Raw genomic sequence first — 25,894 nt, 5'->3', positions numbered from 1 at the left:
GGCCGGCTGCCCTGGGGTCAGCCGGTGAACTTCACTTCAGTGATGGCCTGCTTGTGACCAGCTTGGCTGTAGGCGTCGCGCGGTGCACTCGGCATCGCGGTCAACCAGACGAGAACGTAGCGGCTCTTCTTGGCGGCCTTGACCTTCAGATTGGATGTTGTGGATGAAGTCTGACCCGAAGCAAGCTTCGTGAACGAGCCGACGGGGTCCCCTGCTGATGCAGAGGGGGTGAGGGACGTCGTTTCGTACAGCGAAACTTCCGTGTAGGGGCCTCCGAACCGAAGCGAGAGCGAGGCGCCATCGATCTTCTGCTCCGAGCCGAGGTCGTAGATGATGCCGACCCCTCGCTTGACGCTCGGGGCGAGCTGAGGGCCATCGATGAAGCTCTTGGTGTGCCAGGCAGTCGACGCTTTCCCGTCGTGGGTGAGGTTCGCCTCGTCGGCGTTCTGCGCGCTGCCGTCCGGGGCGAACTCGACGGCGTCCTGGATCGTGATCGGCTTGCTGGCAACCTGACCGGGCTTGTCGTCGTCCTTCTGGCTGGTGGACTTCCCCGGGTCCGGCTTGTTCTCCTCCTTGAGAAGGGTGTCCGCGAGTTGCCAGCTGCCGAGGCCCAAGGCGGCGATCAGCAGGGCCGAGACGGTCCACTTGAGGGCCTTGCCGGTGCGGCTCTGCAGCGGGGGCGGCGGAGCCATGGGGACCGCGGCAGGACGGGCCATGCGCGACGCGCCGCCATGGGCGGGCGGCTGGCCGTAACCCTGCTGGTAATGCGTGCGCTGGTAAGCCGGGGAGGGCGTGAACGCGGGCTCGGGCGGCCGGATGCGCGGCATGGCCGCGACCGCCTTGGACAGCTCCTCAGGGGTGGTGCAGGGCTGGTCCTGACGGGAGGCGGTGGCGCCGTCGTTGACCAGCGCGCGCATCGCCAGCTCGGACAGTCCTCGGTGGACCCCCGCGCGGACCTGATCGGGGGCGATCAGGCCGACGCCCTTGGGCAGTCCGGAGAGGCCGTGGGCGTCCTTGTCGTACGGCCAGCGCTCGGTGAGCGCGGCGTAGAGCAGGGCGCCGATGGACTCGGTATCGGTGCGCTGCGGGTGCTCGGAGCTGATGCCGCGCAGCGCGGCCATGACGGCCAGGCCGCGGATACGGTACTGGCCCGATTCCGTGCGGAGCACGGAGCCGGGGTTCAGCCGTAGATGGGCCAGCCCTTCGCGGTGGGCGGCGGCCATGGCCTGGGAGACCTGGCTGACCAGTTGATAGGCGTCGTGCGGCTCGAGGGGGCCCGAGGCGAGCACGGTGGTCAGCTCGGTGGCATCGGGAAGCCACTCATGGACGACGTAGACGAGGTCGTTCTCCTCGACGGCGTCGAGTACCTGGACGAAGCGGGGGTCGCCCAGTAGCGCCGCCGAGCGGGCGGCGGCAAGCACCGGACGGGCCCGCGGATGGTCGGCGGGCAGGACGTGGACGCCGACAGCCCGGCGCAGTTTTTCGTCCACTGCACGCCAACTGCTGAATCCGTCCAGTCGAGTGAGGCACTCCTCCAAACGGTAGCGTCTGGCCAACTTGTGGCCGCTGTGCAGCTCAGGGGGATTTACATCGGCCGCGGCACCTTTGTCCTGGTTGCCCGCGGCCTCGGTTTCCTTACCGGCCTTCTTTTGCGTCCCCGCCCCGTCGGCCGTGGCCTTTCCCGCCTCGGCGGTCAGCGACTCCTCGCCGTCGCTGTCGGCCACGTCGACGGCAGCTGTGCTCCGTTCCGCCACCGTCGTTCCTGCCTCCCCATCCATTGCGCCTACTCCGAGCCAAGACAATTGTGCCCACAGTCCGCCGCTATGCACGACACACGATGACGGACGATGGTTGTGCTCAATGATCAGCGTCCGAGTCGTCCGCGCACCATACCGACCATGGCCGTCAGCTCATCAATGCGCATCCGTTTCGCAGCAATGTAGAAGACCGCGATAAGAACGAGACCTCCACCCGCCAATGCGGCTACGGAACCGGACATGCCCGACCCCAGCGCCTGAGTGATGGCATAAGCCGCCGCACCACTCAGCAGAGTGGCGGGGACACTGGCGCCCACCAGGCGGGTGTAGGTGCGCACGACACGGCGGCCGTCGAGGTCGCCTCCCAGACGCTTGCCCAGTCGCTTCCATGCCACGCCCACACCGGCGGCGTACGCCAGGCCGTAGGACGCGGCCATGCCCGCCACGATCCATCGGGTCGGGAGAACGAAGTAGCAGAGCGCGGAGGCGGCCGCGTTGACGGCGGCGACGATCACCGTGTTGTAGAAGGGGGTGCGGGTGTCCTCGTAGGCGTAGAAGCCGCGCAGGACGACGTACTGCACCGAGAACGGGATGAGCCCGAGGCCGAACGCCATCAGGATGTAGCCCATGTTCTGGGCCGTCGCGATGCCCGAGGTGCCGAAGAGCAGGGTGCACAGGGGGATGCCGAGCGCCACGAAGCCGAAAGCGAGCGGAACGATGGCGACGGCGGAGGTGCGCAGGCCCTGGGAGATGTCGTCGCGGACCGCCCCGGGGTCGCCGTCGTGGGCCGACCGGGCGAGCCTGGGCAGCAGGGCGGCCATCACCGAGACGGTGATGATGGCCTGCGGCATGTTCCAGATGAGCTGGGCGCTGGTGTAGCCGACGTAGCTGGCGCCGGGGGCGTTCATGTTGTCGGCTTCGGATCCGGCCGCGGTGGCGAGCTGGGTCACCACGATGTTGCCCGCCTGGTTGGCGAGCACGAACAGCACGGTCCACTTGGCGAGCTTGGCGGCCTTGCCGAGGCCGTGGCCTCGCCAGTCGAAGCGGGGCCGGAAGCGGAAGCCGGAGGCCCGGAGGTAGGGGAACATCGCCAGGGCCTGGACGGTGAGGCCGAGCAGGGTGCCGATGCCGAGCAGCCGGACGCCCTCGTCCGTGATGGTCATGACGCCCATCTGGGAGGTGCTGAAGGTGCCGAACACCCAGATGAAGAGCCCGAAGGTGGCGATGACGACGATGTTGTTGAGGACCGGGGTCCACATCATCGCGCCGAACTTGCCACGGGCGTTGAGGATCTGGCCCACCACGACATGGACGCCCATGAAGAAGATGGTGGGCAGGCAGTAGCGAGCGAAGGCGACCGCGACCTCGTTGGCCGCAGGGTCGCCCGCGATGTCCGCCGAGAGCATCCGGATCAGAACCGGGGCCGCGAACATGGACAGGGCGACCAGGCTGCCGAGGGCGACCATCGCGAGAGTGAGCAGACGGTTGGCGTAGGCGACGCCGCCGTCCTTGTCCTCCTTCATCGCGCGCACGAGCTGTGGGACGAAGACGGAGTTGAGACCGCCGCCGACGGTGAGGAAGTAGATCATCGCGGGCAGCTGGTACGCGACCGCGTACGCCTGACCCAGGGACGCGGCGCCGAGCCCCGCGACGATCACCATCTGCCGGACGAAGCCGGTCAGCCGGGAAACCAGGGTGCCGGCGGCCATGAGGGCGCTGGACTGGAGCAGGCTGGCCGCACGGCCCCCGGAGCGCTTCGGAGCGGCCTCGGCCTTCTCGGCGTTCTCGTCGGCCGTCTCGGGGGCGCTCACCACCGGAGCGGCCACCGTGGGAGCGGCGGCCGATGAGGGTGCGTACTCGTGCCGCACGGGCCCGGGCACCGGCGGCTGGCCCGGCGGGGGCACGGGCGGGTAGCCCTGGGCGGCGCCCTGCGGGTACCCCTGGGGGCGCTGCGGGTCGTAGGGCTGCTGCTGGTCGCGGTAGAGGTGTGCGAAGGCGTCCTGCTGCGGCTGCTCCCCCGCCCCGTAGCCGCCCTGGCCGCCGTATCCCGTGGCGGTGGGCTCGGCCGCGTACTGCTGCGCCGGTTCCTGGGAGCCGGGTGCCACCGGCCATGCCTGCTGGTCGGCGCCCTGCGGTGCGGCGGGCTGCTGCTGGTACGGCGTCTGCTGCTGGTAGCCACCCTGCTGGGGGCCGGACCGGTCGTACAGCGGATCCGTCAGCGGGTCATGGCCGTATCCGCCCTGCGTCGGATAGGGGTACGGGGTGAAGCTGCCGGTCGCGTGCGGATCGTCCCCGTACGGGTCCTGCACGTAGTACTGCCCGTAGTCCTGGCGCGGATCGCTCGCGGGTGCCTGCTGGCTGTCTCCCAGGTACGGGTCGTTCTGGTGCGGTTCCTGTCCGTAGGGTTCCTGGGGCCCGTGGGGGGAAGGCGGTGGCATCCGCCTTTCACCGTCATACGGCGCGTTCATCGCTACCCCACCTCATCGTCCGCTGCGGCCGACCGGCCCCAAATGCTCAATGGTCCACTTTCTCACCCGCGCCGGATGCCCCGGCGCTTTGCGAACCGGTGTCCGGCGCCGGGTCACTCGGCTGCTCGGGCACGAGGGCGGGGTCGGGGTCGTTTCCGTCGGCCTCCGCGTCCGTCGCCTCGTCCTCCTTCGCGTCCTCGTCGCCGCTGTTCGCGGTGGCGGCACGCTTGCGCTGGAGGTAGATCCGGATACCGGCGAGGACCAGCAGCAGCACACCGCCCGCGATCACGAGGATGACGGTCGATGTGATCTCGGTGACATTGACCTCGAACGGCATATCGCGGCCGTACGGCTGCCCGTCCGGCGTGACCAGCCGGGCCGACACCCACACCGGACCGTTCGCGTTGGCCGTCGTCCCGAACTTCACGGACTGGCTGTGCCCGCCCTCGACGTTGACCACCTGGGGCTCGCTGACCGCCAGACGGTTGCCCTGCTGGGACTTGAGGACCAGCCGCAGCCGAACGCCCTGCACCAGGTTGTTCTGCACGGTCACCGGAATGGTCGCGCTCCGCCCGGACAGCGTCATGTCCGTCTTCGGGATCAGGCGCACCTTCTTGGTCAGCCCGTTCAGATATCCCCGCACGCCGTCGCGGAAGTGGGTCGCGCCGGGGGCATCGCCCCGCCACGAGGTGGACATCACCCGCCGGATCGCGTTGCCGAAGGGGGTGACCACCCGGTACTTGGCGGTGAGGATCGTCTCGAACGTGTTGAGCGTGCCCTGGGTCTTCCGGACGTCCACGAACGCCTGGGTCGGCAGCTCCTGGCGGCGGAGCGAAGCGGGGTACTCACGGGTGCTGGGCACGCGCTCGGTGGCGTTCGGGTCGGGCTTGGCCTTCGCGGCCTGCCCCAGGCTCATCGGCTGGGTCCACTGCCCGGACAGGCCGTCCAGAGCCGCCGCCATCGCCTGCGCCTGGCTGGTGGTGGGGATGCGCTGCGGAGCCACCACGATGCTGCGCTGCCGGTCCGGCGCCTGCAGGTTGACCATCTGGCTCTGGGCGAGGAACCGCTGGATGGCGAGCGTGGAGCTGTCCGCCTTGGACATGTCGCCGGTGAAGGCGGTGGACAGCCGGGCATCCGCGACCACCGCCGTGTTGCCGCCGCCGATCTGCCGGGCCGCGGTGGGGGTGTACGAGAGGTTGCCGGTCTCCCGGAGGCTGTCGCTCCGGGCGATGACGTTGTGGGCGCCCGCGGAGGTGGCGACGTCGACGATCGAGGAGTCGACCGCGCCGTTGGCGGGCCAGGCGAAGTCGGTGCGCGGCTTCACCCCGAGGATCGTCTGCACGGTCGTCGAGGCAAGCTCGGTGGCGTCCCGGAGGTGGCTGAGGGCGCCGGGGACGTTCTTGCCGTGGTGGGCGAGCGACGCGATGTCGGGGTCGGAGAACGGCAGGGCGACCACCTGCTGGCCCTCCACGGCCTTCTGCAGGTCGTCGAGCCACCGCTTGGCGACCGCCTGGCCGTGACCCGTCGTGGTGCCGTCCCCGTGCCGGTTCTGGACCTCGTACTCCCGCGTCATCGCGTCGACCGTGGCGAGCAGGTCGGGGTCGATCACCCAGGTGATGGGGAGGTTCTTCCCGAGGCTGACCATCTGCTGCAGGCGGCCGCCGGGGGCCAGCTCCGCCTTGAGACGGTCGTCCCGGAAGATCGGTGTCCGGTCCTCGTCCGCATCGGTGCGCGAGGTCACATGGGGCGTGGAGATCAGCGGCCACAGATAGGTGAGCTGGGACTTCTTGGCCGGCGCACTCTCCTGCCAGGGCAGGAAGGTGCGCTTGATGCCCAGCACCTGCTGCCAGGGGCGGCTCCGGGTCTGACCGGAGAGGGAGACGCCGAGCTGATAGACGCCGTTCTCCCCGAGGCGCAGCTCGTTCACCGGTATGGAGAGCGTGAAGTCCCGGCTGACACCCGCCCCCAGCTTGCCGATCTTCTCGGCGTACTTGCTGTCGACCTCGGTGCCGTCGGCGCCCTGCTGGTAGCCGGTCCGCCGGGAGGCGCTGTCGATGGCGTTGCGGCCCTCCATGGTGGGGCCGACACGGAGGCCGACATGGGCACCGGAGACCGCCGAACCGCTGTCGTTGGTGACGGTGCCGCTGACGGTGAGCGTGTCGCTCTTCGCCGGTGCGGTGGGCGTCAGCGAGGTGATGTCGACGTCCACCGAGCGCGAGCCCGTGGGCTTGTCCGCCGCGTGGGCGGCGGGGGCCGCCGGGACCTGTAGTACGCCCGCGAGTACCGGCGCCGCTGCGAGTAGCGCCCCTGTCCGCCGTAGCCATCGACGGGCGCGAGAGGACGTCGTCTCCCGGAGGTCTGCCGCATCGGCCACGCGCTCGCCCGTCCCTTGTCGTCAGTGATCGTCAGTGGTCGTCGCAATGTGCGTCCACGAAATGGTAACGATGCCCGCTGTGGCGAAGTGCTGTGGACGGCTACACAAGATCGTCACCGTGATGGAACCGACGATCAACGTGGAGGCCCCGAGGCGCGCGGCCACGTACCCTGTTCTGTTGTGCCGAACGCCAACAATGACAGCCGAGCCCCGCAGTCCACCAATGAGCTCAACCAGGTGCAGCGCCGCGCCGTGGCCGAACTCTTGCGGGTCTCACCCGTCGCCGACGATCTTGCCCGACGCTTTCAGCAGGCCGGGTTCAGCCTGGCCCTGGTCGGCGGCTCGGTACGGGACGCGCTGCTCGGCCGCCTCGGTAACGATCTGGACTTCACGACGGATGCTCGCCCCGACGACGTGCTGAAGATCGTCCGACCCTGGGCGGACGCCGTGTGGGATGTGGGCATCGCCTTCGGCACGGTCGGCTGCCAGAAGGAAGGACCGGGCGGTAACGGGACACATCAGAACTTCCAGATCGAAATCACGACGTATCGGTCGGAAGCCTATGACCGGACGTCCCGGAAGCCCGAAGTGTCCTACGGCGAATCCATCGAGGAAGATCTGGTCCGCCGGGACTTCACGGTCAACGCGATGGCGGTGGCACTTCCGCAGAAGGAGTTCATCGACCCGCACAACGGGCTCGAAGATCTTGCCGCGCGGGTGCTGGCGACGCCTGGGACCCCGCAGGAGTCCTTCTCCGACGATCCGCTGCGGATGATGCGCGCGGCGCGGTTCGCTTCCCAGCTCGACTTCGAGGTGGCACCCGAGGTGATCGCCGCGATGAAGGCGATGGCCGGACGGATCGACATCGTCTCGGCGGAGCGGGTGCGGGACGAGCTGAACAAGCTGCTCCTGGGCGCCCACCCCCGGAAGGGGCTGCGGCTCCTGGTCGAGACCGGGCTCGCCGACTGCGTAGTGCCGGAGATCCCCGCGCTGCGTCTGGAGCGTGATGAGCATCACCGGCACAAGGATGTGTACGAGCACTCGCTGACCGTGCTGGACCAGGCCATCGATCTGGAGGAGAACGGGCCCGATCTGGTGCTGCGGCTGGCCGCGCTGCTGCATGACATCGGGAAGCCGAAGACGCGCCGCTTCGAGAAGGACGGCCGTGTCTCCTTCCACCACCACGAGGTGGTGGGCGCCAAGATGACCAAGTCGCGGATGACGAAGCTCAAGTACTCCAATGAGCTGGTCAAGGATGTCTCCCGGCTGGTCGAGCTGCATCTGCGCTTCCACGGCTACGGCACGGGCGAATGGACCGATTCGGCCGTGCGGCGCTATGTGCGCGATGCGGGGCCGCTGCTGGACCGGCTGCACAAGCTGACCCGCTCGGACTGCACGACGCGCAACAAGCGGAAGGCCACGGCGCTCTCCCGGGCGTACGACGGGCTGGAGGAGCGGATCGCGAGCCTGCAGGAGCAGGAAGAGCTGGACGCGATCCGCCCGGACCTGGACGGCAACGAGATCATGAAGGTGCTCGGCATCGCTCCGGGGCCTCAGGTCGGCACGGCCTACAAGCATCTGCTGGAGCTGAGGCTGGAGCACGGCCCCATGGACCGGGACGCCGCCGTCGCGGCGCTCAAGGAGTGGTGGGCGGCTCAGCCTCAGGACTGACGCAGCCTCTCAGGCTGACGCCGCTCCTTCCGTGTCTCCGGCGCGTCACGTTTCACGTGAAACATCGACCCTTGTGCGTTTCCTGGGGCGGTGTTTCACGTGAAACATGAGCAGGGCGGCGGTCGCCGCGTAGAGCAGTGCCACTCCGGTCACCAGAGCGGCCGATGTCCCGTCCGGTGGCAGCATCAGGGCCGCCACCCCCGCGGCTCCTACGAAGGCGACGTTGAAGAGCACGTCATAGAGGGAGAAGATCCGCCCGCGGAAGTCGTCCTCGATCGCGGACTGGACGACGGTGTCGGTGGCGATCTTCGCGCCCTGGGTGATGAGGCCGAGCACAAAGGCGGCGATCAGTATCGGGGCGGGTTCGAAGGGGAGCCCCAGGCCCGGTTCCAGTACGGCGGCGATCGCCGCGCACACCATCACCCAGTGCAGCTGGCCGTCCGGCCGGGAGGCGTCGAGCGAGGAGAGCCGGCCCACCGCCCATGGGGTGATCACCGCCGCGGCGAAGAAGCCCGCCCCCGAGACGCCCACCGCGATACCGAGGAGCGCCAGCCCGCCCGACTCGGTGTCGGCCCATGCGTACCGGCAGAGCATCAGCACCGTGACGGTGAGGGCGCCGTAGCAGAAGCGCATCAGCGTCATCGCGGCCAGGGCCACGGTGGGGTCCCTGCGGTGCAGAAGGTGGCGTAGCCCGGCGACGAGTCCGCGGACGGTGCTCACCACGGCCGCCCCGAGGTGTGGCTGCAGGGCCGCCGGATCGGGTCCCAGGAGACCGGAGGGCATGCGGAGCGCCGAGAGACCGGCGAGGAGGTAGAGCGCGGCGCCCAGCAGGACGACCAGCGCGTCCGAAGAGGAGCCGCCGGGGCCGGAGAGGCGGACCACGAACGCCAGACCGCCGCCCGCGGTGGCGGCGAGGGTGCCCGCGGTCGGTGAGAGGGAGTTGGCCATGACCAGACGTTCCTGGCTGTCCACCACCCGCGGCAGCGAGGCCGACAGACCGGCCAGGACGAAGCGGTTGACGGCCGTCACCGACAGGGCGGAGACGTAGAAGAGCCACTCCGGTGCCTGGGCGAGGACCAGTACCGCGGTTCCGGCGGCCAGTCCGGAGCGCAGCAGATTGCCGTGGAGCAGGACCTGGCGGCGGCGCCAGCGGTCCAGCAGCACACCGGCGAAGGGGCCGAGGAGGGAGTAGGGGAGCAGCAGGACGGCCATGGCGGACGCGATGGCCGCGGCGGACGTCTCCTTCTCGGGGGAGAAGACCACAAAGGTGGCCAGCGCGACCTGGTAGACGCCGTCGGCGGACTGGGACAGCAGACGGACGGCCAGAAGATGGCGGAAGTCGCGCAGTTGCAGCAGCACGCGGAGATCACGCACAACGGGCATGACGCCACCTTCACACACCGCACGGGCCTCCGGGGGGATTCCCGGAGGCCCATGATCATGCGGCGGCGATCAGCGCCTCACTGCGCGGCGCTATGGCGCACTGTCAGGGTGCGGCGCAGGGGCTCAGCGCTCGACCTCGCCCTTGATGAACTTCTCCACGTTCTCCCGGGCCTCGTTGTCGAAGTACTGCACCGGCGGCGACTTCATGAAGTACGAGGAGGCGGAGAGGATCGGGCCGCCGATGCCGCGGTCCTTGGCGATCTTCGCGGCGCGCAGCGCGTCGATGATGACGCCCGCGGAGTTCGGGGAGTCCCACACCTCGAGCTTGTACTCCAGGTTCAGCGGGACATCGCCGAACGCCCGGCCCTCGAGGCGGACGTACGCCCACTTGCGGTCGTCCAGCCAGGCCACGTAGTCCGACGGGCCGATGTGAACGTTGTCGGCGCCCAGGTCGCGGTCCGGGATCTGCGAGGTGACGGCCTGCGTCTTGGAGATCTTCTTGGACTCCAGGCGCTCGCGCTCGAGCATGTTCTTGAAGTCCATGTTGCCGCCGACGTTCAGCTGCATGGTGCGGTCCAGGACGACGCCCCGGTCCTCGAACAGCTTCGCCAGCACCCGGTGCGTGATCGTGGCGCCGACCTGCGACTTGATGTCGTCACCGACGATCGGCACGCCCGCCTCGGTGAACTTGTCCGCCCACTCCTTGGTACCGGCGATGAAGACCGGGAGCGCGTTGACGAAGCCGACCTTGGCGTCGATGGCGCACTGGGCGTAGAACTTGGCGGCGTCCTCCGAGCCCACGGGCAGGTAGCAGACCAGAACGTCGACCTGCTTGTCCTTGAGGATCTGGACCACATCGACCGGGGCCTCGTCGGACTCGTCGATGGTCTGCCGGTAGTACTTACCGAGGCCGTCGTGCGTGTGGCCGCGCTGGACCGTCACGCCGGTCGGCGGCACGTCGCAGATCTTGATGGTGTTGTTCTCGCTGGCGCCGATGGCGTCCGTGAGATCCAGCCCGACCTTCTTCGCGTCCACGTCGAAGGCGGCGACGAACTCCACGTCACGGACGTGGTAGTCGCCGAACTGCACATGCATCAGACCCGGCACGCGGGTGTCCGGGTCGGCATCTTTGTAGTACTCGACGCCCTGCACCAGCGACGCGGCACAGTTGCCCACACCGACGATGGCTACACGAACCGAACCCATTCCGGTTGCTCCCTGTGTGTACTCGACGAAGCCCTGCGGGGTGCTGGGCCTCACTTGGCGATGTCATCGGACGGGTCCGGCCGGGAACCACCCCGGTGCCGGGGCAGGCCGTCCGCCTCTCCTGACCGGTCCTGCTCCGGTGACCGGTCCGGCTCCTGCTCAGGTATCCGGTCCTGCCCGGCGGGCTCGTCGCGCTGGTCGCGCCCGGCCCGCTCGCTCTCGATCAGCTCGTTCAGCCAGCGGACCTCGCGCTCCACCGACTCCATGCCGTGCCGCTGGAGTTCGAGGGTGTAGTCGTCCAGCCGCTCGCGGGTGCGGGCCAGGGCGGCCCGCATCTTCGCCAGGCGCTCCTCCAGACGGCTGCGCCGCCCTTCGAGCACCCGCATCCGTACGTCCCGCGATGTCTGTCCGAAGAAGGCGAAGCGGACGCCGAAGTGTTCGTCCTCCCACGCGTCCGGGCCGGTGTGGGAGAGCAGCTCCTCGAACCGCTCCTTTCCCTCCGCCGTCAGCCTGTAGACGATCTTCGCCCGGCGGCCGGCGAGGGTTGCCGCGGCGGCCTCCTCGGAGGCGTTCCCGGGCTCCTCGATCAACCAGCCGTTGGCGACCAGCGTCTTGAGACAGGGGTAGAGGCTGCCGTAACTGAACGCCCGGAACACCCCGAGTGAGGTGTTGAGGCGCTTTCGCAGCTCATATCCGTGCATCGGGGACTCGCGGAGCAGGCCGAGGACGGCGAACTCGAGGATGCCGGAGCGTCTGCTCATCGCCTGCCTCTCCCGTCTCCTGGGGCCACTATGTCGAGCTGATGTATCGACTCGATACATCAAGACGATAGAACCGTGGTCTCAATGGGACAAGAGCGACCACGGTGAACGGCGTCACATCACCGGTTCGTGGGTCTCAACCGGAGCGTTATGGAGTGAAGGCGCCGGAGGGGCAAGATTTGGCCGTGCGTACTCTGTTCGCCATGCAGACCAAAGGGAACCGTGTGACGCTGTCCTGCGTCCTCGTCCTGGAGGCAGTGCGTCCGGTTGCCAGGTGTGGCCGGATCGCACATCGGGGGGACCGGAAGCCACCTGCCGCTTTCAGGCGATAGCGCCTGCCCGAGGAGTAGTCGTTCCATGAGCGAGCACCGTCGCAAGCTGCCGCAGCCCCAGGGCGGCGGCCGAGCAGCGGCCCGGCGTGCCGGACAGCAATCGTCCGGCCGTCGCGCAGCACCATCGCACAACGCCGCCGCCGATGCGGGCTCGGCCTCATATGAGGAAGAGCCCTCCCACGGTGGCAGGGCCGAGGCCCGGCGCGCCGCGCAACGCAGCGGCGGCGGCCGGAGAAGAGCACCCGACCCGGCCGCCGGTGGCGCGGGCCGTGGAGGGCGCGGTGGCGGTCGGCGGGCCACCGGCGGTGGCCGTGGCCGGGGCGCGGGCGGCGACGGGCCGCCCGGCAAGAAGCGGTTCGTCGACTACCCGCGCGCGGGCAAGTCGGGCTTCCGCCGCTGGGTCCCGTCCTGGCGGCTCGTCACGGGAACCTTCATCTTCTTCTTCGCGGTGCTCGTCAGCGCCGTGGGCATCGGGTGGATGATCGTTGACGTTCCCACCGCGCAGGCCGCGTCGCAGACCCAGAAGAACGTCTACTACTGGGGCGACGGCAAGCAGATGGTGGTCTCGGGCGGTGGTGACCTCAACCGTCAGATCGTGCCGCTCAACAAGATCCCCAAGAACATGCAGAACGCGGTGATCTCGGCCGAGAACGCCAGCTTCTACCAGGACTCGGGCGTCGACCCGATGGGTATCGCGCGCGCCGTCGTCAACATGGCGCGGGGCGGTGCGACCCAGAGTGGGTCGACCATCACCCAGCAGTTCGTGAAGAACACGTACCTCGACCAGTCGCAGACGGTGACGCGCAAGGCCAAGGAACTGCTCATCTCCGTCAAGGTCGGTACGACCAAGAGCAAGGACTACATTCTCGCGGGGTACCTCAACACCGCCTACTACGGCCGCGGCGCCTACGGCTGTCAGGCGGCGGCCCGCGCGTACTTCGACAAGGACTGCGAGAAGCTCGACCCGAGCCAGAGCGCCTTCCTCGCCGCGACGCTCAACGGGCCCAACCTGTACGACCCGAACGGCGGCTACGGGCCGACCGCGAGCGCGGAGGCGAACACCAAGCGGGCCACGGCGCGCTGGGCGTGGATCCTCAAGCGGGAGGTCCAGGTGGGCCGGCTGTCCAAGTCCGAAGCCCAGCAATACCTGAGCAAGGGCTTCCCGCGGACGAAGAGCCCGAAGGTGGCGACGAACAAGCAGGGCCAGATCGGCTATCTGACCGACCTCGCCGACAACTACGTCGTCGCCAACACCGACATCTCCAAGACGGAGCTGGACAAGGGCGGCTATCAGATCCACACCACCTTCGACCGCACGAAGGTCGGTGAACTGAACAAAGCGGTCGAGAAGGTGACCAAGGAGAACATCAAGCCGAAGGAGCGCGAACAGGACAAGTTCGTGCAGTTCGGCGGCGCGTCGGTGGAGCCGAAGTCGGGCAAGATCAAGGCCATCTACGGCGGCAACGACGCGCTGGAGCACTATCGCAACAACGCGGACTACACCGGTGTCCAAGTGGGCTCGACCTTCAAGCCCTTCGTGCTGGCCTCGGCGATGAGGGACGGTGTCCGGGACCGCAACGGACCGCGTGACCAACCGGATTCGGAACGCACCAGGGTCTCCCCGGCGAGTGTCTACGACGGTGACAACGGGCTGACGCTGCGCGACTACGACGGATCCGTCTGGAAGGACCGGAACAACCAGGAGTGGCACCAGAGGAACGACGGTGGCGAGGACAAGGGCAAGATCAGCCTGCGCACCGCGATGCAGTACTCGGTGAACACGCCCTTCATCCAGCTCGGCATGGACGTCGGCACCGACAAGGTGCGGGACGCGGCCCTGGACGCGGGCCTCAGCAAGGAGCAGCTGGCCTCGATCACCCCGACGTTCTCCCTCGGCACCTCCGCGCCCAGCGCGATCCGGCTCGCCGGGGCGTACGCGACCTTCGCGGCCAGCGGCCAGCAGGCCGATCCGTACTCGGTCGAGCGGGTCGAGGACAAGGACGGTGAGGTCTACAACCACAAGGAGGACGCCAAGCTCAAGCGGGCCTTCGACGCGGACGTGGCGAACAACGTCACCGACGTGCTGAAGAACGTCATCGCGCGCGGCACCGGCACCTCGGCGAAGATCGGCCGCCCGGCGGCGGGCAAGACCGGAACCACGGACCAGAACAAGTCGGCCTGGTTCGCCGGTTACACCCCGCAGCTGTCCACGTCGATCGGCATGTGGCGGGTGGACGACCGGGCCAAGCGGCAGGTCTTCCGTTCCATGCGCGGTGTGGGCGGTCAGAAGACCATCCACGGTGCGTCCTACCCGGCCGAGATCTGGGCCGACTACATGCGCAAGGCGATGGCGGGTCAGCCGGCTAAGGACTTCCCCGCGGCCACGCCGATCGGTGACAAGGTCTACGGCGAGAACGCGAGCCCGACGCCGACGACCCCGAAGCCGACGCAGACGCCGTCCGAGACGGCGTCTCCGACGCCGTCGGCGACGCCGTCCGAGACGACCTCCGGCAGCCCGAGCCCCACCCAGACGTGTGATCCGCTGGACTTCAAGTGCAACGACAACGCGGGCGGCGACAACCAGGGCAACGAGAACGCGGGCCCCAGCGGTGGTCCGGGCGGGCCTTCGCCCTCGCCGACCACGGAGCCACCGGGCGGCGGGATCTTCGGGGGACCGTCGGGATCCCGTAAGGACCAGTAGTCCCCAACCCCCACATCACCATCGGCGGCCGCGTCGGAGCATCCCGCTCCGGCGCGGCCGCCGCCGTCAGGGCCCTCTGCGGCTCTCTGGGCGTCTTACGGACGTGCGCGCGACTCCGTCCCGCCTTCAGGCGTTGCGAGGCGCTCAGCGGGCCGCTGAGGCGGTCCTCACCCCTCCCGTCCGGCTCGTACGGCAGGATGGGCCCCATGAGCGTGCGCGAGGACCCACAGGCCCAGCCCGTACGGCCGACCACGGAGGACTCGGTGGCCGCGGCGGGCAGCGAGCTGATCGGCGGCCCGGTCGGGCGCCGGGCGCTGCTGGGCGCGAGCTGGTGGACCCCGGTGCGGATCATCGCGCTCGTCGCCATCGGGATGTTCGCCCTGGGCATGGTGCAGAAGCTGCCCTGCTACGACGGCGGCTGGTTCTACGGCGCCACCGCCCAGTACACCCACGCCTGTTACTCCGACATACCGCACCTCTACAACGGCCGCGGCTTCGCCGACGACCTCGTCCCGTACTTCAACCGGATACCGGACAGCGTCTCCGGCGGGATGCAGTACCTGGAGTACCCGGTCCTCACCGGCCTCCTGATGGAGGTCGCCTCCTGGCTCACCCCGCACAGCGGCAGCCTCCAGACCCGCGAACAGGTCTACTGGCTGGCGAACGCGGGCATGCTCATGGCCTGCACCGCGGTCATCGCGGTCTGCGTATCCCGTACGCACCGCCGCCGCCCCTGGGACGCGCTGCTCGTCGCCCTGGCCCCCGCCTTCGCGCTCACCGCCACGATCAACTGGGACCTCCTCGCGGTCGCCCTCACCGCCGCCGGGATGCTCATGTGGTCCCGCAGCCGCCCGGTGGCCGCCGGTGTGCTGCTCGGCCTCGCGACGGCCGCGAAGCTCTACCCGGTGCTGCTGCTGGGCCCACTGCTGGTGCTGTGCCTGCGCGCGGGCCGGTGGCGTGCCTTCTGGGAGGCGACGGGCGGCGCGGCGGCCGCCTGGCTGGTGGTGAACGTGCCCGTGATGATCACTACGCAGGGCGGGGGGCTGCACATCCGCGAGGGATGGAAGCAGTTCTACACCTTCAGCCAGGAACGCCCGGTCGACTTCGGGTCGCTCTGGCTGATCATCTCGCAGCGCACCGGCAACCCCATGGACGACGTCAACACCTACGCCATGATCCTCATGGTGCTGGCCTGCGCCGGAGTGGCGGCCCTCGCCCTGTACGCCCCGCGGCGGCCGCGCTTCGCCCAGCTCGCCTTCCTGGTCATCGCGGCCTTCGTGCTCACCAACAAGGTCTACTCACCGCAGTACGTGCTGTGGCTGATCCCGCTCGCGGCGCTGGCGCGGCCGCGCTGGCGGGACTTCCTGGTGTGGCAGGGCTGCGAGGTGATGTATTTCCTCGGGGTCTGGATGTACCTCGCGTACACCAACAGCGGTGATCAGCACCGGGGGCTGCCGCCCGAGGGCTACCAGCTGGCGACCGCGCTGCACTTCGCGGGAACGCTCTTCCTGTGCGCGATGGTCGTACGGGACGCGCTGATGCCGGACCGGGACCCGGTGCGCCGGGACGGCTCGGACGATCCGTCGGGCGGCGTGCTCGACCGGGCGCCGGACGTGTTCGTGCTGGGAGCGGCGCGGCGCACGGCGCAGTACGAGGGCGCGGCGTTGGCGGACTGGGGCACCGGCCGGAGGTGAGCTCCCCCGTGGGAGCCCACCCCGGCGACGGGGCTCAGCGATCGAACAGACGGTCGAACTGTGTCGTGGTGTGGCGCAGATGCGCCACCAGCTCATCCCCCACCTGCGGCGCCGTGACATCGCCCGGCACGAACAGGATGCACACCTGCATGTGCGGCGGTTCGGCGAACCACCGCTGCTTGCCCGCCCAGACGAACGGCGAGAGGTTGCGGTTGACGGTCGCCAGACCGGCGCGGGCGACCCCCTTGGCCCGGGGCATCACCCCGTGCAGCGCCTTGGGCGCCTCCAGACCGACGCCATGGGACGTGCCGCCCGCGACGACCACCAGGAAGCCGTCGGAGGCGGCCTTCTGCTGGCGGTAGCCGAAGCGTTCGCCCTTGGCGACCCGGGTCACGTCGAGCACCGAGCCCCGGTACTCCGTGGACTCGTGGTCGCCCAGCCACAGCCGGGTGCCGATGCGGGCGCGGAACCGGGTCTGCGGGAACTGCTGCTGCAGCCGCGCCAGTTCGTCCGCCTTGAGGTGGCTGACGAACATGGTGTGCAGCGGCAGCCGCGCCGCGCGCAGCCGGTCCATCCAGCCGATGACCTCCTCGACCGCGTCGATGCCGTCGGTCCGGTCGAGCGGGAGGTGGATGGCGAAGCCTTCCAGCCGGACGTTCTCTATCGCGGCGTGCAGCTTGGGCAGGTCCTCCTCGGTGACGCCGTGCCGCTTCATGCTGCTCATGACCTCGATCACGACGCGCGCGTTCACCAGGCCGTAGACGCCGTCGACGGACGAGACCGACCGGATCACCCGGTCCGGCAGCGGCACCGGCTCCTCGCCGCGGCGGAACGGGGTGAGGACGAGCAGGTCGCCGCTGAAGAAGTCCTTCATCCGGGCGGCCTCGTAGGTGGTCCCCACGGCGAGGACATCGGCGCCGATGCGGGCGGCCTCCTCGGCCAGCCGTTCATGGCCGAAGCCGTAGCCATTGCCCTTGCAGACCGGGACTATCCCCGGGAACTGCTGGATGACCATCTGCTGGTGCGCCCGCCAGCGCGCGGTGTCGACGTAGAGGGTGAGCGCCATTGGCCGGTCCCGGAACCTTTCTCGTTGCCGCGGTGTATTCGAGATATGCAGCGTTTTCGGGGAAGCAGGAAATCAGGGTCAGCGGCGGGACATGTAGATGTCGAGCGCCTTGTGAAGCAGCTTGTTGAGGGGGAAGTCCCACTCGCCGAGGTATTCGGCAGCCTGCCCACCGGTGCCGACCTTGAACTGGATCAGCCCGAAGAGATGGTCGGTCTCGTCGAGCGAGTCGGAGATGCCGCGCAGGTCGTAGACGGTCGCGCCGAGCGCGTACGCGTCGCGGAGCATCCGCCACTGCATCGCGTTCGAGGGCCGGACCTCGCGCTTGTGGTTGGCGGAGGCGCCGTAGGAGTACCAGACGTGCCCGCCGACGACCAGCATCGTGGCGGCCGCCACCGCCTCGCCCTCGTGCATGGCGAAGTACAGCCGCATCCGGTTGGGGTCCTCGGTGTTGAGGGCCGTCCACATGCGCTGGAAGTAGCTGAGCGGGCGGGGCCGGAAGTGGTCGCGCTCCGCGGTGATTTCGTAGAGCCGCTGCCACTCGCCCAAGTGCTCGTAGCCGCCCTGCACGACCTCGACGCCCGCCTTGTCGGCCTTCTTGATGTTGCGGCGCCACAGCTGGTTGAAGCTCTTGTGGACGTCTTCCAAGGAGCGGTTCTCCAGGGGCACCTGGAAGACGTACCGCGGCTGGACGTCGCCGAAGCCCGCACCGCCGTCCTCGCCCTGCTGCCAGCCCATCCGCCGCAGCCGGTCGGAGACCTCGAAGGCCCGCGGCTCGATGTGGGTGGCCTCGACGTCGCGCAGCCGCTTCACATCCGGGCTCTGGATACCGGACTTGATCGCGGCGGCGTCCCAGCGGCGGATGATGACCGGCGGGCCCATCTTCACGGAGAAGGCGCCCTGCTGTTTGAGATGCGCGAGCATCGGGCGCAGCCACTCCTCCAGGTTGGGCGCGTACCAGTTGATGACCGGGCCCTCGGGGAGGTAGGCGAGATACCGCTTGATCTTGGGCAGTTGGCGGTAGAGCACCAGGCCGGCGCCGACCAGCTGGCCGGTGGCGTCGAACCAGCCGAGGTTCTCCGAGCGCCACTCCGATTTGACGTCAGCCCATGCCGGGACCTGCATGTGGCTTGCCGCGGGCAGGCTCTGGATGTACGCCAGATGCTGCTCTCGGCTGATCGTCCTGAGGGTCAAGCTCATTGCGGGGCGCTCCTCGGCAGGTTTGTCCCCAGGGTCGGGGCTCCGGCTCTCGCGCCGAAGCCTACTGCGACCGGAGCGCGCCCCGTTTTTCCCCGGGGCCAACCCGCCCCCGGGGAGTCAGCCCAGCAGCCCCCCGAAGAGCCCGCCGTGGGCCATGCCGAGGTAGAAGCCGACACCCGACGCAACGAGTCCGATGATCAGCAGGAACCGCTCTCCGGTGGTCGCGGAGATCAGCTGGCCCCATGCCCCGCCGAGCATGCCGATCAGTCCGGTCCACGAGCTGACCAGGTGGAGACCGGGGAAGTAAGCCGTGACGAAGGAGATCAAACCGATCATCACTGTCGCCACGGCGATGGCGTTCTCGACGGGATGAGACTTGCCATCGGTGTCCAGGAAGGAGAGCAGTCCGTGCTGCGGTCGTGCTGCCTGTGCCATGGGGCACCTCCAGGTAGGCCCATATAGGCAGGGCGGCGAACTGTAACGCCGCTCACACCCGATGTGTACAGATTGCGGGCCAAGACGCCCGGATTTCAAGCGGGAGGACGGAGGCGGGTACTGTGTACGGTCTGCGGTGGTGTCTGTACAGACACCACGGCACAACGCATCACGACCCTCCTGCCACGGAACGACCGTGGCCGCTGAGTCCAAAGGAGGTGGGTTCCACATGCGTCACTACGAGGTGATGGTCATCCTCGACCCCGATCTCGAGGAGCGTGCTGTCTCCCCGCTGATCGAGAACTTCCTTTCCGTTATCCGCGAGGGCAACGGCAAGGTCGAGAAGGTCGACACCTGGGGCCGTCGTCGTCTCTCGTACGAGATCAAGAAGAAGCCCGAGGGCATCTACTCGGTCATCGACCTGCAGGCCGAGCCCGCGGTCGTCAAGGAGCTCGACCGCCAGCTCAACCTGAACGAGTCGGTCCTCCGGACCAAGGTCCTTCGTCCCGAGACCCACTGACCGCGTAAGCGGTCAACGGTCACCGGGTCATATCGCAACGAGTAGCAAGCAGCCCAGCAGTACCCCGCCGAGAGGTTCCCCAATGGCAGGCGAGACCGTCATCACGGTCGTCGGCAATCTCGTCGATGACCCCGAGCTGCGCTTCACCCCCTCCGGTGCGGCGGTCGCGAAGTTCCGTGTCGCGTCCACTCCTCGTACTTTCGACCGTCAGACCAACGAGTGGAAGGACGGCGAGAGCCTCTTCCTCACGTGCTCGGTATGGCGGCAGGCCGCGGAAAACGTGGCCGAGTCGCTTCAGCGCGGTATGCGCGTCATCGTGCAGGGCCGGCTGAAGCAGCGGTCGTATGAGGACCGTGAGGGGATCAAGCGCACGGTCTACGAGCTGGACGTCGACGAGGTCGGTGCCAGCCTGCGCAATGCCACGGCCAAGGTCACCAAGACCACCGGACGTGGTGGCCAGGGTGGCTACGGCGGCGGTGGCGGCCAGGGTGGCCAGGGCGGCGGTGGCGGCGGCTGGGGCGGTGGCCCCGGCGGCGGTCAGCAGCAGGGCGGCGGCGCTCCGGCCGACGACCCCTGGGCGACCGGCGCACCGGCCGGTGGCGGCCAGGGCGGCGGTGGCGGCGGCTGGGGCGGTGGCTCCGGCAGCGGCGGCGGCTACTCGGACGAGCCGCCCTTCTAGGCCACGGCGCGATGTTTCACGTGAAACCGCGTGAAACATCGCCGGGTCTGGTCTGGGCGACCAGCACAAACTTCTTGATCACACTGGAGAGAGACAATGGCGAAGCCGCCTGCTCGCAAGCCTAAGAAGAAGGTTTGCGTGTTCTGCAAGGAGAAGATCTCCTACGTCGACTACAAGGACACGAACCTGCTGCGGAAGTTCATTTCCGACCGCGGTAAGATCCGTGCCCGCCGGGTCACCGGCAACTGCACTCAGCACCAGCGTGACGTCGCCACGGCCGTGAAGAACAGCCGTGAGATGGCGCTGCTGCCCTACACGTCCACCGCGCGATAAGGGAAGGGTGACCGAGTCATGAAGATCATCCTCACCCACGAGGTCTCCGGCCTCGGCACTGCCGGTGACGTCGTGGACGTCCGGGACGGATACGCCCGTAACTACCTGGTCCCGCGCGGTCTCGCGCTTCGCTGGACCAAGGGTGGCGAGAAGGACGTCGAGCAGATCCGCCGCGGTCGTCGCATCCGCGAGATCGCCACGATCGAGCAGGCCAACGAGGTCAAGGCGCGGCTCGAGGGCGTCAAGGTCCAGCTGAAGACCCGCGCCGGCGACGCCGGCCGGCTGTTCGGCTCCGTCACCCCGGCCGACATCGCCTCGGCGATCAAGGACGCGGGTGGCCCGGACGTCGACAAGCGCCGCATCGAGGTGCCGCAGCCGATCAAGACCCTGGGCGCGCACCAGGTGTCGGTCCGGCTGCACGCCGAGGTTGCCGCGAAGGTCGGCGTCGAGGTCGTCGCCGCGTAACGCAGTACTCGGCCTGGCCGAGCATGTGAGAGGGCTGCACCCCCGCGTGGGGTGCGGCCCTTCGCGCTGTGGCCTTTCGTGCTCTGGCCTTTCGTGCTCTGGCCTCGCCCGGTCCTTCGCGGGGTGCTCTTTCGCGCTGTGGCCTCGCCGTGTGGCTTCAGGCCCGGGTCGCGCCGGTGACGATCCACCGCCCGGAGCGGGCGCGCAGCCAGAGGGTCACCAGCCGGAGCGACATCATCAGCGCCATGGTCCACCACACGGCGGTCAGCCCCCCGCCCCAGGTGGGGACCAGCAGCGCCACCGGGGCGAAGACCGCGAGAGTGACGAGCATGGCCCCGGCGAGATACGGACCGTCGCCCGCTCCCATCAGCACCCCGTCGAGGACGAAGACCACACCCGAGACCGGCTGGACGGCGGCCGTCACCAGCAGCACCGGCAGCAGCGCGTCCTTCACCCCGGAGTCCGTGGTGAACAGGGGGATGAACAGCGGGCGGGAGGCGATCACCAGCAGCCCGAGCACGATGCCCGCGACGATGCCCCACTGCACCATGCGGCGGCAGGCGGCGCGGGCCCCCTCGGCGTCCTCCGCTCCGAGATAGCGCCCGATGATGGCCTGACCCGCGATGGCGATGGCGTCCAGCGCGAACGCCAGCAGGGTCCACAGGGTCAGCACGATCTGGTGGGCGGCGACCTCGGTGTCCCCGAGGCGGGCCGCCACCGCCGTCGCGATGAGCATCACGGCGCGCAGCGAGAGTGTACGGACCAGCAGCGGGGCCCCGGCGTGGGCGCAGGCCCGGATCCCGGCGGCGTCGGGGCGCAACGAGGTGCCGTGGCGCCGGGCTCCCCGGACGACCACGACGAGGTAGACGGCGGCCATGGCCCACTGGGCGATCACCGTGCCCCAGGCGGAGCCCGCGATGCCGAGCCCGGCGCCGTAGACGAGGGCCGCGTTCAGCCCCGCGTTGGCCGTGAAGCCGCCGATGGCCACGTACAGCGGGGTGCGGGTGTCCTGGAGACCGCGGAGCACCCCGGTGGCGGCGAGCACCACGAGCATCGCCGGGATGCCGAGGGTGCTGACGCGCAGATAGGTGATGGCGTACGGGGCGGCGGTGTCGGAGGCGCCGAAGAGGTCGACGAGGCCGGGTGCGGTGGGGAGGGCGGCGGCGATGACGGCGGCGCCGAGCAGCAGGGCCAGCCAGATGCCGTCCATGCCCTGGCGTATCGCGCCGGGCAGGTCGCCCGCGCCGACCCGGCGGGCCACGGCGGCGGTGGTGGCGTAGGCGAGGAAGACGAAGACGTTCACCGCGGTGGTCAGCAGGGCGGCGGCGACGCCCAGACCGGCGAGCTGCGGGGTGCCGAGATGGCCGACGATGGCGCTGTCGACCATGACGAAGAGGGGTTCCGCCACGAGTGCGCCGAAGGCGGGTATGGCGAGGGCGACGATCTCGCGGTCATGCCGGCGGACGGTGCTCCGGGCGCTCGTGGGGGCCTGTGTCATGGAGGCAATCTAATCTTCCACAGGTAAGAGACACAAGCTCTTTGCAGTCCTTACATGGCGGCGCTCGCGACACTCTCCTCTGCGCCGTTTGTCGTGATCTTGCATCGGGTGTGGAAGTTTTTCTTCTGCACAGCCACTGGATAGAGAAATTGCAGGTCAGAGCGGTGACTCTGGGGTGATTGTGTGTTTGTCCACAGCGCTGTCCCCCGGCCCGTGCACAGGTTCGCGCGACTTCTCCACAGGATGGGTCGCATCATCCACATGGCCTGTGGATAACCGAGTTGGCCGGTAGCCCCGACGGGCCTACCGTTATCCGGCGCCCGCCATCTGTTCCGGCCTCGAATCCACCAGAACTCGACGCGTCGTGAGCGGAAGCCGGGCGCCCTGTATGTCATAGCCGTGCCGTAAGACTGAAGACGTCGCGGCGAGGTCCGTACCGCGGACGGGAGGAGGTGGCGGGGTGAGCGTGCCCGAGCCCATGGACGACCCATGGGCGGACTCCGGCCCGGCCGAGTTCCCGTCCCCCCGCTTCCGCCGCGGCGAGGGCGGCGGCCGTGGCGAGGGCGGCCGGGGCCGTGACGATCAGCATGACCGCGGCCGCGACGGCGGCGCCTGGGAAGGGTCCGGCTTCGAGCGGGTCCCGCCGCAGGACCTCGACGCCGAGCAGTCCGTGCTCGGCGGCATGCTGCTCTCCAAGGACGCCATCGCCGATGTGGTGGAGGTCCTCCAGGGCAAGGACTTCTACCGCCCCGCCCACGAGACCGTCTACCAGGCGATCCTGGACCTGTACGCGAAGGGTGAGCCGGCCGACCCGATCACCATCGCGGCCGAGCTGACCAAGCGCGGCGAGATCGCCAAGGTCGGCGGCGCCTCGTACCTCCACACCCTGGTCCAGTCGGTCCCCACCGCGGCCAACGCCGAGTACTACGCGGAGATCGTCCACGAGCGCGCCGTGCTGCGCCGCCTGGTCGAGGCGGGCACCCGCATCACCCAGATGGGATACGCGGCGGACGGCGACGTCGACGAGATCGTCAACAACGCCCAGGCGGAGATCTACGCCGTCACCGAGCAGCGGACCAGCGAGGACTATCTGCCCCTCGGCGACATCATGGAGGGCGCGCTCGACGAGATCGAGGCGATCGGCTCGCGCAGCGGCCAGATGTCCGGGGTGCCCACCGGCTTCACCGACCTGGACTCGCTGACGAACGGGCTCCACCCCGGCCAGATGATCGTCATCGCCGCCCGGCCCGCCATGGGTAAGTCCACCCTCGCCCTCGACTTCGCCCGCGCCTGCTCGATCAAGAACAACATGCCGAGCGTCATCTTCTCCCTGGAGATGGGGCGCAACGAGATCGCGATGCGTCTGCTGTCAGCCGAGGCCCGGGTGGCGCTGCACCACATGCGCTCCGGCAGCATGACCGACGAGGACTGGACCCGGCTCGCCCGCCGCATGCCGGACGTGTCCCAGGCCCCGCTGTTCATCGACGACTCCCCGAACCTGTCGATGATGGAGATCCGCGCCAAGTGCCGTCGGCTCAAGCAGCGCAGTGATCTGCAGCTGGTCGTCATCGACTACCTCCAGCTGATGCAGTCCGGCGGCGCCCGGCGCCCCGAGAGCCGCCAGCAGGAGGTCTCGGACATGTCGCGAAACCTGAAGCTGCTGGCCAAGGAGCTGGAGGTGCCGGTGATCGCGCTCTCCCAGCTGAACCGTGGTCCCGAACAGCGCACCGACAAGAAGCCGATGGTCTCGGACCTGCGTGAAAGTGGCTCGATCGAGCAGGACGCCGACATGGTCATCCTGCTGCACCGCGAGGACGCGTACGAGAAGGAGTCCCCGCGCGCGGGTGAGGCCGACCTGATCGTGGCCAAGCACCGTAACGGCCCGACGGCCACCATCACCGTCGCCTTCCAGGGCCACTACTCGCGCTTCGTGGACATGGCTCAGACCTGATCCCGGTCCGGGTCCGGGTCCGGACGCAGCTCGGCGGCCTTGAGCGCGCGGCGCGCGAAGACGTCCTCGCGGCGTTCCTCCATCTGCCGCAGGGCGTCCTTGCGGTCCCGCTTGGCGAGCCGGTCGAGGTACGTGTGGCCGACGAGGTGGTCGGCCTCGTGCTGCAGGCACCGGGCGAAGTACCCCGTGCCCTCGATGACGAGCGGCTCGCCGTCCTTGTCGACCCCGCGGACGACGGCACGGTCGGTGCGGGGGACCGTCATGGCGGCACCCGGCACGGACAGGCAGCCCTCGGTGTCGTCGATGAGCCGGCGGTCACCCGGATCGGGCAGGTCCAGAACCGGGTTGACGATGTGGCCGACATGCCGGATCCCGGCGTCGTCCGGGCAGTCGTACACGAACAGCCGCAGGGAGACGTCCACCTGATTGGCGGCCAGGCCCGCGCCGTCGGCCACGTACATGGTCAGGAACATGTCGTCGATCAGCGTCGACAGCTCCGGGGTTCCGAACGCGGTCACCTCGCGGCACGGGCGGCTCAGCACCTCTTCGCCCACCACCGTGATCCTGCGGACCGAGCCCCGTTCCGCCTCCGGCGGCAGGGCCGGATAGGTGTCGACGGGGCGGCCCTGCACGCGGACCCGCCGGTCGACGGCGCGGGGCCGCTCATGACGAACAGACATGGTGTCTCCCCCAAGGGCTTCTGCTTGCCAAGTCCTTTGCAAAGTAGCAGGCTTTGCAAAGTGACTGAAGACGACGTCCACGCCCCGCACGACCGGGCGGCCGGAACCGGCGAAGCGCTGCCCGAGCACCGCGTCCGTACCGCCCTGCTCGACCTGTTCGCCGAAGTCGGCACCGTCACGGCGACCGAAGCCGCCTCCCGGCTGGGCTACAGCTCCGGGCTCTGCTCGTTCCACCTGCGGCAGCTCGCCCGCCACGGATACATCGAAGAGGCGCCCCACAGCGGGGGCCGCGCACGCCCCTGGCGTCTGCGGCGGCACGCCCCCGCGGAGGACCGGTTCGGGGACCTGGCCCGGGGGCTGGAGGACGAGAGCTGGCAGCGATGGCTGACCCAGCGGGACGAGGCGCCGTCCGCGTGGCGCCACGACGAAGCCTTCAGCGCTGTCGCGTATCTGACGCCCGAAGAGATGAGCCGGGTCGCGGACACCATCCGGCGCGCGCTCGCGCCCTACCAGGACCGCGAACAACGCCCCCTGGCCCGGCCCGAGGGCGCTCGGCCGGTTGCCCTCATCACCCGGCTCTTCCCCCTGCTTCCGCACTCCCCGGACGGCGCGGACCAGGAGTGAGCGGCGTGGCTCGCGATTTGCCGTTTCCGCAAGAAACTTTGTCATACGGGCGTGGGCGCGGCCACGGTGTGCGAACAGGCCGTGGGCGACCGGCGCCAC

At 69.1% G+C, this 25,894-nt stretch carries 20 protein-coding genes; 9 read left to right on the top strand and 11 right to left on the bottom strand.

Annotated features, from left to right (window positions below; translation table 11 throughout):
* Positions 1 to 17: 17 nt before the first annotated feature.
* The 3 genes from ACZ59A_RS28470 to ACZ59A_RS28460 form a co-directional block, all read right to left on the bottom strand.
* On the bottom strand, positions 18 to 1,754 hold the full coding sequence (locus ACZ59A_RS28470; RefSeq protein WP_470964037.1) for a protein kinase family protein: 1,737 nt from the start codon (positions 1,752 to 1,754) through the stop codon (positions 18 to 20).
* Positions 1,755 to 1,864: 110 nt separating this feature from the next.
* On the bottom strand, positions 1,865 to 4,225 hold the full coding sequence (gene murJ, locus ACZ59A_RS28465) for a murein biosynthesis integral membrane protein MurJ (protein ID WP_470964034.1): 2,361 nt from the start codon (positions 4,223 to 4,225) through the stop codon (positions 1,865 to 1,867).
* A 46-nt stretch (positions 4,226 to 4,271) separates the two neighbouring features.
* The gene (locus ACZ59A_RS28460; RefSeq protein ID WP_470964031.1) at positions 4,272 to 6,599 is read right to left on the bottom strand and encodes a DUF6049 family protein; all 2,328 of its coding nucleotides are present in this window, start codon (positions 6,597 to 6,599) and stop codon (positions 4,272 to 4,274) included.
* A 180-nt stretch (positions 6,600 to 6,779) separates the two neighbouring features.
* Here ACZ59A_RS28460 and ACZ59A_RS28455 point away from each other — a divergent pair, with 180 nt between their 5' ends.
* Positions 6,780 to 8,270, top strand: a complete 1,491-nt coding sequence (locus tag ACZ59A_RS28455; protein ID WP_468043101.1) for a CCA tRNA nucleotidyltransferase — start codon at positions 6,780 to 6,782, stop codon at positions 8,268 to 8,270.
* Between the two features lie 45 nt (positions 8,271 to 8,315).
* On the opposite strand, the gene ACZ59A_RS28450 is transcribed toward ACZ59A_RS28455, so the two are convergent.
* The 3 genes from ACZ59A_RS28450 to ACZ59A_RS28440 form a co-directional block, all read right to left on the bottom strand.
* Positions 8,316 to 9,653: an MFS transporter gene (locus tag ACZ59A_RS28450; RefSeq protein WP_470964028.1), complete on the bottom strand. Its 1,338-nt coding sequence runs from the start codon at positions 9,651 to 9,653 to the stop codon at positions 8,316 to 8,318.
* 123 nt (positions 9,654 to 9,776) lie between these two features.
* Positions 9,777 to 10,859 (bottom strand): inositol-3-phosphate synthase, encoded by a 1,083-nt coding sequence (locus ACZ59A_RS28445; RefSeq protein ID WP_470964025.1) that lies wholly within the window; start codon positions 10,857 to 10,859, stop codon positions 9,777 to 9,779.
* Between the two features lie 50 nt (positions 10,860 to 10,909).
* Complete coding sequence (locus ACZ59A_RS28440; protein WP_468043107.1) at positions 10,910 to 11,620, bottom strand: PadR family transcriptional regulator; 711 nt, start codon at positions 11,618 to 11,620, stop codon at positions 10,910 to 10,912.
* 357 nt (positions 11,621 to 11,977) lie between these two features.
* On the opposite strand from ACZ59A_RS28440, the gene ACZ59A_RS28435 reads away from it, so the two are divergent.
* Both ACZ59A_RS28435 and ACZ59A_RS28430 read left to right on the top strand, forming a co-directional pair.
* On the top strand, positions 11,978 to 14,653 hold the full coding sequence (locus ACZ59A_RS28435) for a transglycosylase domain-containing protein (protein WP_470964022.1): 2,676 nt from the start codon (positions 11,978 to 11,980) through the stop codon (positions 14,651 to 14,653).
* Between the two features lie 206 nt (positions 14,654 to 14,859).
* Complete coding sequence (locus ACZ59A_RS28430; RefSeq protein ID WP_470964019.1) at positions 14,860 to 16,347, top strand: glycosyltransferase family 87 protein; 1,488 nt, start codon at positions 14,860 to 14,862, stop codon at positions 16,345 to 16,347.
* 34 nt (positions 16,348 to 16,381) lie between these two features.
* Here ACZ59A_RS28430 and ACZ59A_RS28425 read toward each other — a convergent pair whose 3' ends face one another.
* From ACZ59A_RS28425 to ACZ59A_RS28415, 3 genes are all read right to left on the bottom strand, one after another.
* A complete protein-coding gene (locus ACZ59A_RS28425; protein ID WP_468043113.1) occupies positions 16,382 to 17,413 on the bottom strand; it encodes an alanine racemase in 1,032 nt (343 codons plus the stop codon).
* Positions 17,414 to 17,491: 78 nt separating this feature from the next.
* A complete protein-coding gene (locus ACZ59A_RS28420; RefSeq protein ID WP_468043115.1) occupies positions 17,492 to 18,610 on the bottom strand; it encodes a lipid II:glycine glycyltransferase FemX in 1,119 nt (372 codons plus the stop codon).
* A gap of 117 nt (positions 18,611 to 18,727) precedes the next feature.
* Positions 18,728 to 19,045 carry a hypothetical protein gene (locus ACZ59A_RS28415; RefSeq protein WP_470964016.1) on the bottom strand — a complete coding sequence of 106 codons (318 nt, stop codon included), beginning with the start codon at positions 19,043 to 19,045 and terminating at the stop codon, positions 18,728 to 18,730.
* 229 nt (positions 19,046 to 19,274) lie between these two features.
* Between ACZ59A_RS28415 and rpsF the strand changes: the two genes are divergently transcribed.
* From rpsF to rplI, 4 genes are all read left to right on the top strand, one after another.
* Positions 19,275 to 19,565 (top strand): 30S ribosomal protein S6, encoded by a 291-nt coding sequence (gene rpsF / locus ACZ59A_RS28410; RefSeq protein WP_123106135.1) that lies wholly within the window; start codon positions 19,275 to 19,277, stop codon positions 19,563 to 19,565.
* Positions 19,566 to 19,647: 82 nt separating this feature from the next.
* Positions 19,648 to 20,244: a single-stranded DNA-binding protein gene (locus ACZ59A_RS28405; RefSeq protein ID WP_468043119.1), complete on the top strand. Its 597-nt coding sequence runs from the start codon at positions 19,648 to 19,650 to the stop codon at positions 20,242 to 20,244.
* Between the two features lie 96 nt (positions 20,245 to 20,340).
* Positions 20,341 to 20,577 carry a 30S ribosomal protein S18 gene (gene rpsR / locus ACZ59A_RS28400; protein ID WP_003978893.1) on the top strand — a complete coding sequence of 79 codons (237 nt, stop codon included), beginning with the start codon at positions 20,341 to 20,343 and terminating at the stop codon, positions 20,575 to 20,577.
* An 18-nt stretch (positions 20,578 to 20,595) separates the two neighbouring features.
* Positions 20,596 to 21,042, top strand: a complete 447-nt coding sequence (gene rplI, locus ACZ59A_RS28395; RefSeq protein ID WP_470964012.1) for a 50S ribosomal protein L9 — start codon at positions 20,596 to 20,598, stop codon at positions 21,040 to 21,042.
* Positions 21,043 to 21,199: 157 nt separating this feature from the next.
* Here the strand turns inward: rplI and ACZ59A_RS28390 are convergent, their stop codons facing one another.
* On the bottom strand, positions 21,200 to 22,540 hold the full coding sequence (locus ACZ59A_RS28390; RefSeq protein WP_470964009.1) for an MATE family efflux transporter: 1,341 nt from the start codon (positions 22,538 to 22,540) through the stop codon (positions 21,200 to 21,202).
* Positions 22,541 to 23,000: 460 nt separating this feature from the next.
* Here ACZ59A_RS28390 and dnaB point away from each other — a divergent pair, with 460 nt between their 5' ends.
* Complete coding sequence (gene dnaB, locus ACZ59A_RS28385; RefSeq protein ID WP_470964006.1) at positions 23,001 to 24,491, top strand: replicative DNA helicase; 1,491 nt, start codon at positions 23,001 to 23,003, stop codon at positions 24,489 to 24,491.
* On the opposite strand, the gene def is transcribed toward dnaB, so the two are convergent.
* The gene (gene def, locus ACZ59A_RS28380; RefSeq protein WP_470964003.1) at positions 24,482 to 25,171 is read right to left on the bottom strand and encodes a peptide deformylase; all 690 of its coding nucleotides are present in this window, start codon (positions 25,169 to 25,171) and stop codon (positions 24,482 to 24,484) included. The genes dnaB and def overlap by 10 nt on opposite strands.
* Positions 25,172 to 25,231: 60 nt before the next feature.
* On the opposite strand from def, the gene ACZ59A_RS28375 reads away from it, so the two are divergent.
* Positions 25,232 to 25,795 (top strand): winged helix-turn-helix domain-containing protein, encoded by a 564-nt coding sequence (locus ACZ59A_RS28375; RefSeq protein ID WP_470964001.1) that lies wholly within the window; start codon positions 25,232 to 25,234, stop codon positions 25,793 to 25,795.
* Positions 25,796 to 25,894 lie beyond the last annotated feature (99 nt).

The sequence above is a fragment of the Streptomyces sp. NPDC040405 genome, from assembly GCF_055595765.1.
This window is presented reverse-complemented; position numbering and strand designations above follow the sequence as displayed.

Excerpts from the sequence above, each read along its gene's own strand:
- murJ (WP_470964034.1), bottom strand. The coding sequence starts at position 4,225 with ATGAACGCGCCGTATGACGGTGAAAGGCGGATGCCACCGCCTTCCCCC.
- ACZ59A_RS28450 (WP_470964028.1), bottom strand. The coding sequence starts at position 9,653 with ATGCCCGTTGTGCGTGATCTCCGCGTGCTGCTGCAACTGCGCGACTTC.
- ACZ59A_RS28445 (WP_470964025.1), bottom strand. The coding sequence starts at position 10,859 with ATGGGTTCGGTTCGTGTAGCCATCGTCGGTGTGGGCAACTGTGCCGCG.
- ACZ59A_RS28440 (WP_468043107.1), bottom strand. The coding sequence starts at position 11,620 with ATGAGCAGACGCTCCGGCATCCTCGAGTTCGCCGTCCTCGGCCTGCTC.
- ACZ59A_RS28435 (WP_470964022.1), top strand. The coding sequence starts at position 11,978 with ATGAGCGAGCACCGTCGCAAGCTGCCGCAGCCCCAGGGCGGCGGCCGA.
- ACZ59A_RS28430 (WP_470964019.1), top strand. The coding sequence starts at position 14,860 with ATGAGCGTGCGCGAGGACCCACAGGCCCAGCCCGTACGGCCGACCACG.
- ACZ59A_RS28425 (WP_468043113.1), bottom strand. The coding sequence starts at position 17,413 with ATGGCGCTCACCCTCTACGTCGACACCGCGCGCTGGCGGGCGCACCAG.
- ACZ59A_RS28420 (WP_468043115.1), bottom strand. The coding sequence starts at position 18,610 with ATGAGCTTGACCCTCAGGACGATCAGCCGAGAGCAGCATCTGGCGTAC.
- ACZ59A_RS28415 (WP_470964016.1), bottom strand. The coding sequence starts at position 19,045 with ATGGCACAGGCAGCACGACCGCAGCACGGACTGCTCTCCTTCCTGGAC.
- rpsF (WP_123106135.1), top strand. The coding sequence starts at position 19,275 with ATGCGTCACTACGAGGTGATGGTCATCCTCGACCCCGATCTCGAGGAG.
- ACZ59A_RS28405 (WP_468043119.1), top strand. The coding sequence starts at position 19,648 with ATGGCAGGCGAGACCGTCATCACGGTCGTCGGCAATCTCGTCGATGAC.
- rpsR (WP_003978893.1), top strand. The coding sequence starts at position 20,341 with ATGGCGAAGCCGCCTGCTCGCAAGCCTAAGAAGAAGGTTTGCGTGTTC.
- rplI (WP_470964012.1), top strand. The coding sequence starts at position 20,596 with ATGAAGATCATCCTCACCCACGAGGTCTCCGGCCTCGGCACTGCCGGT.
- ACZ59A_RS28390 (WP_470964009.1), bottom strand. The coding sequence starts at position 22,540 with ATGACACAGGCCCCCACGAGCGCCCGGAGCACCGTCCGCCGGCATGAC.
- def (WP_470964003.1), bottom strand. The coding sequence starts at position 25,171 with ATGTCTGTTCGTCATGAGCGGCCCCGCGCCGTCGACCGGCGGGTCCGC.